We start from the raw sequence: 16,014 nt of genomic DNA on the forward strand, positions 1-16,014 counted from the left end.
ATGCCCAGTTACTAATATTTGATAAATTTTTTAAGTACCGCCATGATAAGGCATGAATGGCATTTATTTTGATGTTGTTCGATTAACCAAAATCACTGCACTCATGGTAATCGCTATCCCCAAAATAATGGTCCAAGTAATAGGCTCATTAAACAGTAACCAAGCCATGATGGCAGTGGTTGGTGGGGTGAGATACATAAGACTAGTAACCCTTGTTGCCTCGCCATTTCTGATCATGACAAATAAGAGTGAAATCGCGCCAATCGATAAAGCCAATACAGCCCAAATGAGTGAAAGTATCAGTTCTGGCGCCCAAATAATCTCTCTGGTTTCAAATAAAAACATGAGCGGCAAACAAATAATCGCTGAAGCTGCAAACTGAATCACTGATCCAGTGCGCAAATCAAATTGAGCACAATATTTTTTCTGATACAAAGTACCCATCGTGATGGAAAGTAATGCAATGACGATAAAAACCAAACTTAAATGACTCATGCCAGTCAGTGATAATTTGGCCCAGACGACCAAGCCAACACCGAGCAAACCTAAAATCAATCCCAACCATTGCTTCGGGGTCACTTTTTCAGCAATCCAAGCTGCAAACCACGCCGTCAGAATGGGTTGTAGACCAACAATCAATGCTGTCAGACCAGCAGACATGCCCTCTTTCACGGCAGCCCACACACCTCCGACATATCCAGCCTGAAGTAATGCACCTGCAATAGCTATATGAATTATTTGTGAGCGATTAGGCCAAGGTGCCCGCCAAATCAAAACCACTGGCAACATACATAAAACAACTGAAGCAAAGCGTATAAAGATTACCGTCATGGGCTCGGCATAAGGCATGCTGTAGCGAGCAATGATGAAACCTGTACTCCATAAGAAGACAAAAATTGGGGCTATCCACGGCGCGAGTCGATGTATCCATGGATGATCTGTCATTGAGAAACCTTTGGCTGTATTTGCTGGTGATATTGAAGTGCTAATTGTATGGTCTGATGGTGCACATCCACCGTGGTTTTAATATCGCGCCCATAACCGCCAGCCATTGCAATGGCTATAGGGCACAGAAGTTCTTTAGCAAGTCCCAATACCAATCGATCTCTTTGTTCCATGCCTTGCATGGTTAGCTTTAGTCTGCCCAGACGATCCCCCTCGTGAGGATCAGCGCCAGCCAAGTAAATGATTAGCTCTGGTGTGAAGCGACGCTCAAGCTCAATCAGAGCTTGCTGCAGTATTTTTAAATAGTCTTTATCACCACAACCATCAGGCAAGCCAATATCTAAGTGACTATCTTCTTTTCTGAAAGGGAAATTCTTCTCACCATGTAGCGACAAAGTAAAACAACTTGAATCTCTTCCTAGGATTGCAGCGGTACCGTTACCTTGGTGCACATCCAAATCAATCACAGCAACACGGGTTGGGCTCATTGCTTGGACATAACGTGCCGCCACAGCAGCGTCATTGAATACACAAAATCCACTACCTTTATCGGCATAAGCATGGTGAGTGCCACCCGCTAGATTGACCGATACCCCCTCTTTAATAGCAGCTAAGCATGCCGCAATGGTGGCTCCCGCCGACCTTCTAGACCTCTCCACCATGGCCTCACTCCAGGGGAAACCGATCTCTCTAATCTGGGCATCTGTTAATTTGCCTTGAGTAATAGCCTCAATATAGGCAGCATCATGAGCTCTTAACAAATCCTCATCGGTAGCGGCTGCCGGCTCAATTAACTCAATTTCTGGATGACAAGCGACCAAATCCCTTAAAAGTCGGTACTTTTCCATCGGAAACCGGTGTCCAGTGGGCAAAGGCAGGACAAAATGGTCGGTATAGTAGGCTTTCACCCCCTGATTTTGCCTTTTTTTCACAATGTGGGCTTGACTTACCCTGTTTAACCCCTATACTTACATTTGTGCAGTGCAACATTTTTGTGTTGACCCCCCTACTTAACTATATGGAGAATCAAATGACATTAACACCAGAACAAATCGCAGCAGCTAACAAAGCTAACTTAGAAACATTGTTAAATTTGACTAACAAGGCTTTCGAAGGCGTTGAAAAATTAGTTGAATTGAACATGGCTGTTGCTAAAACAGCAATGAACGAAAATGTTCAAAACGCTAAACAAGCTCTTTCAGTACGTGATGCACAGCAATTAATGGCTATGCAAGCAGGTATGGTTCAGCCTTTAGCTGAAAAAATCATGTCTTACAGCCGTCACTTGTACAACATCGCTAACGAAACTCAATCAACATTCACAACTGTTGCTGAGTCTCAATTGAAGAAAAGCAACACAAACTTAAACGGTTTGGTTGAAGAGTTATCTAAGAATGCACCTGCTGGTTCAGACGCTGCTGTTCAAGCGATCAAACAAGCAATGGCTGCTGCTAACAATGCTTATGAAACGACTCAAAAGTCTATCAAGCAAGCTGTAGACCTAGCTCAAAACAACTTCAACGCTGCTGCAAACACAGCTGTTAAAGCTGCTCGCGGTAAGAAGTAAGGAAATAGCAAGCCACATCCATCATAGTGTGGCTTGTCAAGAATTGTTGTAGTAAAAGTTGTCTCCTCGGTACCCAGTTAGATCTAATCTACAAGTACCTTTTAACCCCCGCCTCGTGCGGGGGTTTTTTTATCTGTAATACCTATGACTCTTGCTGCTCTTGATAGAGTTATTTCTTTTTCTGAGGCGGTAAGTCTGTGCAACTGCCATGAGCGACTTCAGCCGCCATACCAATCGACTCTCCCAAGGTTGGATGTGGATGAATTGTTTTGCCAATATCAACCGCATCAGCACCCATTTCAATCGCCAAACAAACCTCACCAATTAAATCGCCGGCATGCGTACCAACAATACCGCCACCAATGATGCGATGTGTTTCTTTATCAAATAGTAACTTTGTAAAACCTTCATCACGGCCATTAGCAATCGCACGGCCACTCGCTGCCCATGGGAATAAACCTTTTTCGTAGGCAATATTTTTTGCTTTACATTGCTCTTCGGTCAAACCAGCCCAGGCAACCTCAGGGTCGGTATACGCTACAGATGGAATCTGCTTGGCATCAAAATATGATTTTTGACCAGCCGCCACTTCAGCAGCAACATGAGCCTCATGCACTGCTTTATGAGCCAACATTGGTTGACCAACAATGTCGCCAATAGCGAAGATATTAGGGACATTCGTACGTAACTGAGCATCTACAGGTATAAATCCACGCTCATCAACAAGCACCCCTGCTTTATCCGCATCCAGCTTTTTGCCATTAGGAGTACGTCCTACTGCCACCAATACCAAATCGTAAATTTGAGGAGAGCTTGGCGCTTGTTCACCTTCAAATGTGACATGTATGCCATCAGGCTTTGCTTCAGCCTTAGTAGCACGCGTTTTTAATAAGATTTTGTCAAAACGTGGCGCATTTACTTTTTCCCAAACTTTTTCTAAGTCTCGGTCAGCGCCCGCCATCAAACCATCCATCATTTCAGCAATATCAATCTTGCTACCCAAGGTGCTGTAAACAGTCGCCATCTCCAGACCAATAATGCCACCACCAATGACTAACATGCGTTTAGGCACTTTTTCTAATTTAAGTGCACCGGTACTATCCACAATGCGTGGATCTTTAGGTAAGAATGGCAACATCACTGCTTGACTACCTGCTGCGATGATTGCCTTCTGAAAACGAATTACTTCCTTTTTACCTGTGGCATTTTTTCCAGCGCCTTCAGTGACATCAACTTCTACATGGTTAGCATCTAAGAACTTACCAATACCACGCACAGTTTTAACTTTGCGAGCTTTGGCCATACCTGCTAAACCACCTGTCAATTTGCCAATCACACTCTCTTTGTATGTGCGTAAGCGATCAATTTCTATCTTAGGCTCAGCATATGTAATGCCATGCGCTGCCATCGCTTTAACCTCATCCATGATGGCTGCGGTATGCAATAAAGCTTTCGAAGGAATACAACCTACGTTCAAACAAACTCCACCTAGAGTGGCATAACGCTCCACGATGATAGTGTTCATTCCCAAATCAGCACTTCTAAATGCTGCACTGTAACCACCGGGGCCAGCACCTAAAACCAGCATCTCACACTCATGATCTACAGAACCAGCATAAGACCCAGCTACTGGAGCTGGTGCAACAGATGGTGAGCTAACCGGAGCAGCTGGCGCTGCCGGTGCAACTGTTGTTGGTGATGCTGCAGTTGTCGCAGATACTTCAATAGTGGCAATCACCATGCCTTGGCTGACTTTATCGCCAACTTTCACATGAACACTTTTAATTTCACCAGTTTGGTCGCTAGGCACCTCCATGGTTGCCTTATCTGATTCAAGCGTTAGCAATGACTGTTCTTTTTCAACACGATCACCTACCTTCATCAATACTTCAATGACAGGTACATCATGAAAATCGCCAATATCAGGAACTTTGATTTCTATCGTAGACATATCAATTTTCCTTAAAGAACAACACGGCGGAAATCAGCCAACAATTCAGCCAAATAAACATTAAACCTAGTTGCCAATGCTCCATCAATCACACGATGATCGGCTGTCAATGACAGTGGGCAAATAAGTTTTGGCACAAATTGCTTACCATCCCAGACTGGCTTCATGCTCGCCTTATTAACTCCCAAGATAGCCACCTCAGGGGCATTAATAATGGGTGCAAAGTAAGTGCCACCAATACCACCCAAAGAAGATATCGTGAACGAAGCACCTTGCATTTGATCTGGCTTGAGTTTTCCTTCGCGAGCCAACTTAGCTAACTCACCGGTTTCTTTGGCAATCTCAAAAATACCTTTTTTATCAGCATTTCTAACGACTGGTACTACTAAGCCATTAGGTGTGTCCGCTGCAAAGGCGATATGGAAATACTTTTTCATGACCAAGTTGTCACCATCCAAAGAACTGTTGAACTCTGGATACTTTTTCAGAGCATTCACAGCCGCCTTAATCAAGAATGCCAACATGGTCACTTTGACACCCTGCTTTTCGTTGTCTTTATTGGTCATTACACGGAAAGCTTCCAAATCAGTAATGTCAGCATCTTCGTGATAAGTCACAGCAGGAATCATTACCCAGTTACGAGATAAATTGGCTGCCGATAGTTTTTGAATTCTTGATAAAGGTTTAGTTTCAGTTTCACCAAATTTACTGAAATCGATTTTTGGCCATGGCAATAAATTCAAGCCACCGCCAGCTGAAACTGGGGCACCTGCAGGAGATGCCGCTTGGCCTGTCATGATGTTTTTGACATAAGCCTGAACATCTTCTTGCGTAATGCGACCTTTAGGACCCGAACCATTTACCTTGGTGACATCAACACCCAACTCACGCGCATATTTGCGTACAGATGGACTAGCATGACTATGGCCAGTGCCACTTGCTACAGGCGAAGCTTCTGCGCGTGGTGCAGCAACTGGTGCAGGCGTGCTGATTGATGATGCAGGTGTTGAGCTAGGTGTTGCTGCAACTGGAGCAGCAGGTGTTGCAACTGAGGCTGATGTACTTGCCCCCGACTCAGTTAGAAGAATGACAACATCGCCCTCAGAAATAGCATCACCCACCTTCACTTTGACCTCTTTCACAATACCGGCGTGCGATGAAGGAACATCCATTGTGGCTTTGTCTGATTCAAGTGTCACAAGTGACTGTTCTTTTTCAACGCGATCACCCGCCTTGACGTGAACCTCTATGACGGGCACGCCTTTGTAATCCCCAATGTCGGGCACTTTGATTTCTACTGTGGCGCTTGATGTTGATGTGGATGTTGATGTGGATGTTGGTGTGGTCGCTGGAGTTGATGCTGCTGTCGCAGTAGATACTGCACCATCTTCCTCTAGCAATATGACAACATCTCCTTCAGAAATGCTATCACCCACCTTCACTTTGACCTCTTTCACAATACCGGCATGCGATGAAGGAACATCCATCGTGGCTTTGTCTGATTCAAGTGTCACAAGTGACTGTTCTTTTTCAACACGATCACCCGCTTTGATATGAACCTCGATAACGGGCACACCTTTGTAGTCGCCAATGTCAGGTACTTTGATTTCTAATACTTTAGTCATCTTGTTATCCTCACACTGTCATTGGGTTTGGTTTCTTAGGATCAAGACCGTATTTCTTGATGGCTTCAGCAACTTTCTGATGCTCAATTTGACCCTCATCAGCCAATGTTTTGAGAGCTGCCACTGTCACCCAACGACGATCCACTTCAAAGAAATGACGTAATTTTTCTCGGGTATCGGAGCGACCATAACCATCGGTACCCAATACCGTGTAACGCTTACCAATGTTTTGGATTGCTGGTCGTATTTGTTCAGCAAACATGCGCACATAGTCTGTTGCAGCAATTACTGGTCCTGATTTATCTTTTAAGAGTTTTTCAACATGCGACAAAACAGGTTTGTTTGCTGGGTTTAGCATGTTCTCGCGTGATACAGCATTCCAGTCACGTCCCAACTCAGTAAAACTTGGGCAGCCCCAAATATCTGAAGCCACACCCCAATCATCACGCAACAAATTAGCCGCTTCAATCACTTCTCTAAAAATCGTGCCGCTACCTAGCAACTGTACTTTTAACTTGGCTTTAGCATCACCCACACTAGTTAGCTGATACATACCTTTGAGGATATCTTCTTCAGCACCTTTAGGCATTGCAGGATGAGCGTAGTTTTCGTTCATCAAGGTGATGTAGTAATACACGTCATCTTGATTAGTCATCATGCGACGCATACCGTCTTGAATAATCACTGCTAACTCAAACGCAAAGCTTGGGTCGTAACTGATACAGTTAGGTATTGCAGCACTCCACAGATGGCTATGCCCATCTTCATGTTGCAAGCCCTCACCATTGAGCGTTGTTCTACCTGCAGTGCCACCCAATAAGAAACCACGACTACGCATATCACCTGCTGCCCACGCTAAATCTCCAATACGTTGGAAACCAAACATTGAGTAGAAGATGTAGAACGGCAACATTGGTACGCCATGTGTTGAATACGAGGTTGCTGCAGCAATCCAGTCACACATCGCCCCGGCTTCATTAATACCCTCTTGCAGAATCTGGCCATGCTTATCTTCTTTGTAGAACATCAACTGGTCATGATCTTGAGGTGTATACAACTGACCTAACTGATTCCAAATACCCAATTGGCGGAACATGCCTTCCATACCAAAAGTTCTAGATTCATCAGGAACAATAGGCACTACACGTTTACCAATTGTTTTATCTTTAATGACTATATTGAGTAAGCGCACAAAAGCCATCGTGGTCGATATCTCACGACCCTCTGTTGTAGCCTCTAATAAAGGAGCAAATGCCTCCAACTTGGGCACTTCAAGACTCTCAGCTTTAGTGCGACGCTGCGGCAAATAGCCACCCAACTCCATGCGACGCTCACGCATGTAATTTAACTCCGGGCTACCCTCTTCAAACTTCACCAAAGGTAACTCTTCTAATTTGTCATCAGGCACAGGAATCTTGAACTGATCTCTGAATGCCTTAATGTCCTCGATATTCATTTTCTTGGCTTGGTGGGCAATGTTCATACCCTGACCAGAACCACCCATGCCATAACCTTTGATGGTCTTAGCAAGAATCACGGTTGGTTGATTCTTATGATTAGCTGCCGCATGAAATGCTGCATAGACTTTATGAGGATCGTGACCGCCACGATTTAAGTTCCAAACATCCTCATCACTCCAGTCCGCCACCAAGGCTTCTAGCTCTGGCGTGTTGAATACTATTTTTCTAACATAAGCGCCATTTTTGGCCTTCATGGTCTGGTATTCACCATCCACGATTTCGCCTAAACGCTTCATCAAAATGCCCTTCTTATCACGGGCAAATAATGCATCCCAATGAGTGCCCCAAATGAGCTTAATGACGTTCCAGCCAGCACCTCTGAACTCTGACTCTAGTTCTTGAATGATCTTGCCATTACCACGCACAGGACCATCTAGACGCTGCAAGTTGCAATTGATCACGAAGCATAAGTTGTCTAGGTTTTCGCGACCAGCCATACCAATCGCACCTAATGACTCAGGCTCATCTGTTTCACCATCGCCCAAGAATGCCCATACCTTGCGACCTTCTGTATTAGCTAAGCCACGATCTTGCAAATACTTCATGAAACGAGCTTGGTAAATAGCCATGATGGGCCCAAGACCCATCGATACAGTTGGGAACTGCCAGAAGTCTGGCATTAGCCATGGATGCGGATAACTGGAAATTCCTTTACCGTCGACTTCTTGACGGAAGTTCAGTAAGTGCTCTTCAGATAAACGACCTAACATGTAGGCGCGTGCATAAACACCTGTAGCAACGTGTCCTTGCACAAACACCAAATCACCACCGTGTTTATCAGAAGGTGCGTGCCAGAAATGATTAAAGCCAACGTCATATAACGTGGCAGCTGATTGGAACGAAGAAATATGGCCACCTACGTTGGTATCTTTGTTAGCCTTTAATACCAAAGCCATCGCATTCCAGCGTGTGTAGGAGCGAATCCGGTGTTCTATCTCTTGGTCTCCGGGCAACTTCGCTTGCTTCTCTACTGGTATGGTGTTGATATACGGTGTCTCAGCATGAAATGGCTGCACCACACCGTTAACTCGAGCATGCGATATTTGCTCATCAATTAAGTAAGCAGCTCGCTCTACACCTTCTTTTTCAATAACGCCATTTAAGGCATCAATCCATTCTTTTGTCTCTATTGGATCAACATCAATTGGGTTGGATCCATTTTTTTGTTCTGGAACTGCAGTCATTCTGTGACTCCTCGTTGTCGAGCATTGATCTTGAGAGGCTTTTGACCTCATTAAAGCTGTACTAATTTTAAAAACGACATGTGCCAGCAGCAAGAAATATTTCACATAACGAATACATTTATCATAATATGGAATATTATTGCTGGGCAGCAAAAAGTGCTACTAATTAAAAGTGCAAAAAAATATAGTTCTACTCTCAGCTCGAATTAAACTCATGTCTTCTATGGTTTTCCCTAGTCAATAAGAAGTTAAGTTGAATAAAGTCTTTGCGCGTACTCTTGAGTCAATCACACAAAAACTCACCGGTCAGCACCTGAAATACGGCGCAAGCTCTTACGCATTCCTGTTCACACCAATATTGGCCATTACCCTGTTTACAGGGGCTATGGGACTAATCCTTTGGACACTTAATTACCAAGATAAAAATCAACAGCAATACACCTTGTATCGCGAGAGCGCCTACGCCAAACAACGCATCTTGCTAGGCTTTTCATCCAACGAGGACACCCTCCTAGAACTTAGTCGCGAAATCAGCAACTCAGTGAACCAAATGCGTTCACCAGACTCATTTCTCAAACGCTCAACTACCCTAATACAAGACAGCCCTGAAATACTGCATTTGAGATGGATTGATCGAGATAAGAAGAGTTTATGGACTGTGCCAGTTGCCAGTGGCCACAACGAGTGGTACGACCGTCAAAAAATCAAAGCACCACTTGATGAGGAGCTGTCTAGTATTTTTGTTGAAGCTGCTGAAACCAACAAAGCGGTATACAGCAAAGTCATTTATCTCGACTTTCCTGAAAATGACAAACTACGTGTTGATCGAGAATATGTTTTCTGGCACGTCACACCAATTATTCAAACAGGTCGCGTCATTGGTGGCATTGCCGTTTTGTATTCCGCCAAAAAAATTCTTCAGCACATGGTGCCCAGTGAATTAAATGGTTTATATCGATTTGTTCTACTTGACGGTTCAGGCAAGGAATTAGTTGCCTCTAATCCTAAAAAAACAGGTTCAAGATCGATTGAACATCAAATTACTCTAGATAAAACACCATCTCAATTAAATCTTCACATCAGCACCTATCCTCCGCCAACAAATCTAACTTATAGAACTTTGTTATGGTTGGTGGTTGGCTTAAGTACGTTTGTGCTTTGGAGTCTTTGGTCAGTTTGGAAACAAAATATCAAGCGCTACTCTATTCAACGAGATTTACAAACTGAAACCAACTTTAGACGCGCCATGGAAGAATCCATGACGATTGGCATGAGAGCTCACGATATGAATGGCGTGATCACTTATGTGAACCCCGCCTTTTGTGACATGACAGGCTGGACGAAAGAAGAGTTAATCGGCATGGCACCACCTTTTGCTTTTTGGCCAAAAGAACTGCAACCAGAGCTGATTAAAAAAATGTCATTAGCTCTGACAGGCAACGCACCAAGAACTGGTTTAGAAGCCATTCTGGAGAAGAAAAATGGCACTCGAATTAACACCCGTACATTCGTATCACCATTGATTGATGAAAAAGGTGTGCAGAACGGTTGGATCAGCTCGATTGTGGATATTTCTGAGCCAATCAAAATTCGCCAACAACTAGCATTAGCCCAAGAGCGTTTCACAACCGTGTTGGAAAGTTTGGACGCCTCGGTATCCGTTATTTCATTACAAAGTGGCGAGTTGCTATTTGCTAATAAATACTACCGGGAGAATTTTGGAAGTAACACAAAAATTCACTTAGACCTTGCAGGTCATGAAATCGAACCAAGTGATATAGGCGCACTAGATGATGACAATATTGATGGCTTTGCCGGTTTACCTGCCTATGAGCTAACACCAGGTCAATCAGACTTCCGTGAAGTGTTAATTAGTGAAAATAACCACTGGTACGAAGTGCGTCGACGCTATATTTCTTGGGTTGATGGCCACCTTGCACAACTGATTGTTGCTACTAATATCACTGCTCGTAAAACTGCTGAAGAGGAAGCGCGCCAACAAGAAGAAAAGATGCAGTTTTCAAGTCGACTCACAACCATGGGTGAAATGGCTTCATCTCTTGCTCACGAACTTAATCAACCATTGGCAGCCATCAGTAACTACTGTACTGGTATTGCAACAAGACTTAAGTCACAGCAAAACTTAGATATCGAAAAAGATATCTTGCCTGCAATCGAAAAAGCAACCAATCAAGCCCATCGCGCTGGCACGATCATTCAGCGCATTCGTGGCTTTGTCAAACGTAGCCAACCGCAAAGTAAAGTGACAGACATCTATTCAATTATTGAGGATTCTGTTGGATTGGCAGAGATTGAAGCCCAACGCTATGGCGTACAGTTAAGCGTCACTTATAACGACACAATTCCGTCTTTATTTTTAGACCCGATTCTGATTCAACAAGTTCTTGTTAATCTCTTAAAAAATGCTATTGATGCCATCAAAGGCAATGACAACAAAAATGCCTACAACAGGGTTATTCAAATAAAAACTGATATTGATTACTCTCACCAACCTGCCATGGTGCGTATCAAAGTAATCGATCAAGGCCCTGGAATTCCTGAAGATACCCTAGAAAGACTCTACGAACCCTTCTTTAGCACTAAGCAAGATGGCATGGGCATGGGCCTGAATATATGTCGGTCGATTATTGAGTCCCATCATGGTCGTTTATGGGCCCAAAACAACCGCAACGAAAAAGATGAGCCAATCCCCGGCTGCACCTTTACAATACTACTTCCCTTGGATAAATAAGCTTATGAAGAACAAACCTGAAATTGTTTATGTTGTTGATGATGACGAGGCAGTTAGAGACTCCTTGACTTGGCTATTAGAGAGCAATGGCTACTTGGTTAAATGCCTGCCAAGTGCTGAGAGATTTTTGCAATCTCTTGCAGGTGACAATAAAGACAATGTTGCATGCTTGATTTTGGATGTTCGTATGCCAGGCATGTCTGGCCTAGAACTTCAAGAACGCCTAATGGCTGAAGGCATCCCAATGCCGATTTCTTTCATCACAGGTCACGGCGATGTATCTATGGCTGTATCAACCATGAAAAAAGGTGCTGTTGATTTCATTGAAAAGCCCTTTAAAGAGTCTGAACTGAAAGTATTGGTTGAAAAGATGTTGGCGCGCGCACGCGTTGACTATGCCAAAGCTGATACACAGAAAAACACACAAAATCTGTTGAGCAAACTGACTGTTCGCGAAAAACAAGTTTTGGAACGCATTGTGGCTGGTCGACTCAATAAACAAATTGCTGACGACTTAAATATTTCGATTAAAACGGTGGAGGCACATCGTGCCAACATCATGGAAAAACTGAACGTTAATACAGTTGCCGACCTACTTCGCTTAGCTCTATTAGAGACGAATAACTAATATGCCTGCTCAACTGATTGACGGCAATGCACTTGCCAAAAAAGTTAGATTAGAGATCGCCACTAGAACAGCGATTCTGACTGCTAAGGGCGTTAAACCAGGTCTAGCCGTACTACTAGTCGGTGAAGATCCTGCCAGCCAAGTATATGTTCGCAATAAAGTTAAAGCCTGCGAAGACGTTGGCATGCATTCTATTTTGGAACGCCATCCAGCCGACCTATCAGAAGAGAAGTTACTCAAGCGTATCGCTGAACTCAATCAGGATGCGTCTATCCATGGCATCTTGGTTCAACTACCACTGCCAAAACACATTGACAGTCATCGAGTCATTGAAGCCATTGCCCCTGAAAAAGATGTGGATGGTTTCCATGTGGCCAATGCCGGCGCCTTAATGATCGGCGCACCACTATTTAGACCATGCACACCCTATGGTTGTATGAAAATGTTGGAAAGCATCGAGTACCCAACCAAGGGTGCTCGCGCAGTGATTGTGGGCGCTTCCAATATTGTCGGCAAACCAATGGCCATGTTGTTACTTCAAGCTGGTGCCACAGTCACCATCTGTAACAGTAAAACTAAAGACCTTGCTGCACACACCAAAGAAGCTGATATCTTGGTTGTTGCTACTGGCAGACCAAAAATGATCACAGGCAATATGGTTAAACCAGGTGCCATCGTGATTGACGTGGGCATTAATCGCCTACCTGATGGCAAACTGTGTGGCGACGTTGATTTTGACGAAGTCAAATATGTTGCTGGTGCCATTACTCCAGTACCAGGCGGAGTCGGTCCTATGACCATCACCATGCTTCTTCTTAACACCCTAGAGGCAGCTGAAAGAATTAAGATTTAAAGCGTTTTTTCACTATGCTCTCAGGCGCTGAATAAGCGCCTGAATTTTTTGTACTTTAGATAGATAATATTCTTTATGAATAATCCATTACTCTCCTTTGGTCGCGGACTACCCGACTATGCTGCTATCCAAGCAAGCCACATCAAACCGGCTATTACCGAACTATTAGCCAAAGCTCAAAAAGCCGTAGATGCGTCTATTGATCCAAGTACTCCTAATACTTGGGCAGACCTTGTGGAACCCTTGGAAAACGCTACAGAAGAACTTGGTCGCTCATGGGGAGTAATTGGTCATCTCAATAGCGTGGCAGATACCCCTGAACTTCGTGAGGCTTATGGAGAGATGTTGCCAGAGGTCACAGCTTTTTGGAGTAGCCTTGGACAAAATCTAAATTTATACAAAAAATATAAAGCATTGAGTCAATCAGCTGAGTTCCAACAACTAAGTCTTGCTCAACGTAAAGTGATAGAAAACTCTCTTAGAGATTTTCGTTTAGGTGGCGCCGAATTATCGGATGATCAAAAACCACGATTCTCTGCCATTCAAGATGAGCAGGCTTTGTTATCTAAGGCATTTTCAGATCATGTCTTAGATGCAACAGATAACTATGTGCACCAGATTACTAATGACCAGGATTTAGCAGGACTTCCAGAAGATGCCCTGGCTGCAGCCAAACAAACTGCTGAATTGAAAGGCTTGGATGGTTGGGCTTTCACCCTACACTTCCCATCTTATTTCCCTGTGATGCAATTTTGCGACAACCGCGGATTAAGAAAAAATCTGTATCAAGCCTATATCACCAGAGCTTCAGAACTTGGAGCTGAGTATGGCAATGGCAAAGCAGAGTGGGACAACACACAAAACATGCTCTTGCAACTTCGCCTAAAGGATGAAGAAGCCAAGATGCTTGGCTTTGCAAATTATGCTGCTCTGAGCTTAGCTCCTAAGATGGCTAAAACTGTTGCCGAAGTTGATCAGTTCCTTCTAGACTTTGCCAAACGAGCAAAGTCACATGGCCAAAAAGATTGGAATGATTTACAGCAATTTGCCAAAGAGCATCTCAATATTGAAAAACTAGAACCTTGGGATATGGCATATGCCTCTGAAAAGCTCAAGCAAGCACGTTACTCATTCTCTGAAAATGAACTCAAGCAATACTTCCCATTACCAAAGGTGTTGGATGGTTTATTTAGCATTATTCAAACGCTATTTGGCGTAAAAATAGAGGAAGATGCCCTACCAAAATGGCATGCCGATGTGAAGTCTTTCAAGGTCACTAGTGCATCGGGCGAATTACTAGCCAACTTTTATCTCGACCCATATGCACGACCAGGCAAACGAGGTGGCGCTTGGATGGATGACGCCAGAGGTAGAAGAACTTTCTCAGATGGCTCAGTTCAAACTCCAGTGGCATATCTAGTCTGCAACTTTCCCGCGCCCGTGACTGTCAACGGCATTACTAAACAACCCACCATTACTCATGATGATGTGATTACCATGTTCCATGAATGTGGTCATGGCTTACACCACATGCTGACCAAAGTTGGCGCACTAGGCGTATCTGGTATCAATGGCGTTGAGTGGGATGCTGTAGAACTACCAAGTCAGTTCATGGAAAATTTCTGTTGGGAATGGGAAGTTCTGCAAAAAATGACATCTCATGTCGAGACTGGTGAAACGTTACCAAAAGGTCTCTATGAAAAAATGATTGCCGCCAAAAACTTCCAAAATGGTTTGGGCACATTAAGACAATTGGCTTTCTCACTCACCGATTGGCGCTTGCATTCTAGCTTTGATCCACACACAGCAAATCCTCAAGGTGTACTAGAGTTATCAAGAAGTATTAATGATGCGATTCACGTCACTGCTCAATCAGAAATCTCTAGATGGCCAAATACCTTTAGCCATATTTTTGCCGGTGGATACTCTGCTGGTTACTACAGCTATAAATGGGCTGAAGTGCTGTCTGCGGATGCTTATGCTGCCTTTGAAGAAGCTGCCAAAACCACTGGTAGCATTCTTGATCAAGCCACAGGCACTAGATACCGCCAAGAAATTCTAGAAGTGGGTGGCAGTCGCCCTGCTGCGGAGTCATTCAAAGCATTCAGGGGGCGAGAGCCTCAAATTGATGCTCTCTTAAGACACGGTGGCTTAGCCTAAGGTTGTTATCACGGGTGCGTGGTCAGAAGGTTGCTCCCACCCCCGTGGCGTCTTATCGATCACACTGGCAGTACATTCGTTCTTGAGCGCTTCACTTAACAAAATATGATCGATGCGCACACCTGCATTTCTTCTAAATGCCATCATGCGGTAATCCCACCAACTGAAGCTTTTTGATTGTTGCTCAAACAATCTATAACTGTCATAAAAGCCCATCTCAATCAAACCTGCAAAGGCATCACGCTCCTCTGGTGACACCAGATTTTGACCAACCCAAGCTTTCGGGTCATGCACATCCTCATCACTAGGCGCAATGTTGTAATCACCTAGCAATGCAATGCGTGAGTGCTCTTCCATCTCTTCACTTAGCCAATCATGCAAACTGGCTAACCAATCTAATTTATAGGCAAATTTTTCAGTGCCAGGCGCTTGTCCATTAGGAAAATAAGCAGAGATCAATCGAATCGGCGCGCGACCACTAAAAGCTACAGTTGCAGTCACTAAACGCTGTTGCTCATCTGCAAATTTTGGATTATTTTTTACAGGTGATAAAAATGCTGTTTGAGCATCTTGAGCAATGGCTGCTAGTGATGCTTTACGCAAAATAATGGCGACACCGTTATAGGTTTTTTGACCTGCTACCAAGGCGTAATAACCAGCCGCCTCTAACTCAGCAAAAGGAAACTTATCTTCTGTTAGTTTTAACTCTTGCAAACATACAGCATCTATCGGGGTTTTGTTTGAATCATGAGCTGCCAACCATTGCAATAAGTGTGGCAGGCGAACCTTGATGGAGTTGACGTTCCAGGTGGCAATACGAATAGATGAC

11 protein-coding genes are annotated in these 16,014 nt (G+C 44.0%); 5 read left to right on the forward strand and 6 right to left on the reverse strand.

What is annotated here, in order from left to right; all coding sequences use genetic code 11:
- Positions 1 to 63: 63 nt before the first annotated feature.
- The gene (locus CFR83_RS06510) at positions 64 to 945 is read right to left on the reverse strand and encodes a DMT family transporter (RefSeq protein WP_088813258.1); all 882 of its coding nucleotides are present in this window, start codon (positions 943 to 945) and stop codon (positions 64 to 66) included.
- A complete protein-coding gene (locus CFR83_RS06515) occupies positions 942 to 1,853 on the reverse strand; it encodes a histone deacetylase family protein (RefSeq protein WP_088813595.1) in 912 nt (303 codons plus the stop codon). Before CFR83_RS06515 ends, CFR83_RS06510 begins: the two co-directional genes overlap by 4 nt.
- 122 nt (positions 1,854 to 1,975) lie before the next feature.
- Between CFR83_RS06515 and phaP the strand changes: the two genes are divergently transcribed.
- The gene (gene phaP / locus CFR83_RS06520; protein ID WP_088813259.1) at positions 1,976 to 2,512 is read left to right on the forward strand and encodes a phasin family protein; all 537 of its coding nucleotides are present in this window, start codon (positions 1,976 to 1,978) and stop codon (positions 2,510 to 2,512) included.
- Positions 2,513 to 2,681: 169 nt separating this feature from the next.
- Here the strand turns inward: phaP and lpdA are convergent, their stop codons facing one another.
- Genes lpdA through aceE form a run of 3 tightly spaced genes read right to left on the reverse strand, consistent with a single transcriptional unit; the run spans position 2,682 to position 8,792 of the window.
- Positions 2,682 to 4,463, reverse strand: coding sequence for a dihydrolipoyl dehydrogenase (gene lpdA / locus CFR83_RS06525; protein ID WP_088813260.1), 1,782 nt, complete (start codon positions 4,461 to 4,463; stop codon positions 2,682 to 2,684).
- Between the two features lie 11 nt (positions 4,464 to 4,474).
- Positions 4,475 to 6,088, reverse strand: a complete 1,614-nt coding sequence (aceF, locus tag CFR83_RS06530) for a dihydrolipoyllysine-residue acetyltransferase (protein ID WP_088813261.1) — start codon at positions 6,086 to 6,088, stop codon at positions 4,475 to 4,477.
- A 10-nt stretch (positions 6,089 to 6,098) separates the two neighbouring features.
- A complete protein-coding gene (gene aceE / locus CFR83_RS06535; RefSeq protein WP_088813262.1) occupies positions 6,099 to 8,792 on the reverse strand; it encodes a pyruvate dehydrogenase (acetyl-transferring), homodimeric type in 2,694 nt (897 codons plus the stop codon).
- A 253-nt stretch (positions 8,793 to 9,045) separates the two neighbouring features.
- On the opposite strand from aceE, the gene CFR83_RS06540 reads away from it, so the two are divergent.
- From CFR83_RS06540 to CFR83_RS06555, 4 genes are all read left to right on the forward strand, one after another.
- On the forward strand, positions 9,046 to 11,544 hold the full coding sequence (locus CFR83_RS06540; RefSeq protein WP_133062466.1) for a PAS domain-containing sensor histidine kinase: 2,499 nt from the start codon (positions 9,046 to 9,048) through the stop codon (positions 11,542 to 11,544).
- Positions 11,545 to 11,548: 4 nt separating this feature from the next.
- Positions 11,549 to 12,172 carry a response regulator transcription factor gene (locus CFR83_RS06545; RefSeq protein WP_088813264.1) on the forward strand — a complete coding sequence of 208 codons (624 nt, stop codon included), beginning with the start codon at positions 11,549 to 11,551 and terminating at the stop codon, positions 12,170 to 12,172.
- A 1-nt stretch (position 12,173) separates the two neighbouring features.
- The gene (folD, locus tag CFR83_RS06550; protein WP_088813265.1) at positions 12,174 to 13,025 is read left to right on the forward strand and encodes a bifunctional methylenetetrahydrofolate dehydrogenase/methenyltetrahydrofolate cyclohydrolase FolD; all 852 of its coding nucleotides are present in this window, start codon (positions 12,174 to 12,176) and stop codon (positions 13,023 to 13,025) included.
- Between the two features lie 75 nt (positions 13,026 to 13,100).
- On the forward strand, positions 13,101 to 15,185 hold the full coding sequence (locus CFR83_RS06555; RefSeq protein WP_088813266.1) for a M3 family metallopeptidase: 2,085 nt from the start codon (positions 13,101 to 13,103) through the stop codon (positions 15,183 to 15,185).
- Here CFR83_RS06555 and xth read toward each other — a convergent pair.
- Complete coding sequence (gene xth / locus CFR83_RS06560) at positions 15,177 to 16,007, reverse strand: exodeoxyribonuclease III (RefSeq protein WP_088813596.1); 831 nt, start codon at positions 16,005 to 16,007, stop codon at positions 15,177 to 15,179. The genes CFR83_RS06555 and xth overlap by 9 nt on opposite strands.
- Between the last annotated feature and the right edge of the window lie 7 nt (positions 16,008 to 16,014).

Source organism: Polynucleobacter victoriensis (genome assembly GCF_900187875.1).
Classification (GTDB): domain Bacteria; phylum Pseudomonadota; class Gammaproteobacteria; order Burkholderiales; family Burkholderiaceae; genus Polynucleobacter; species Polynucleobacter victoriensis.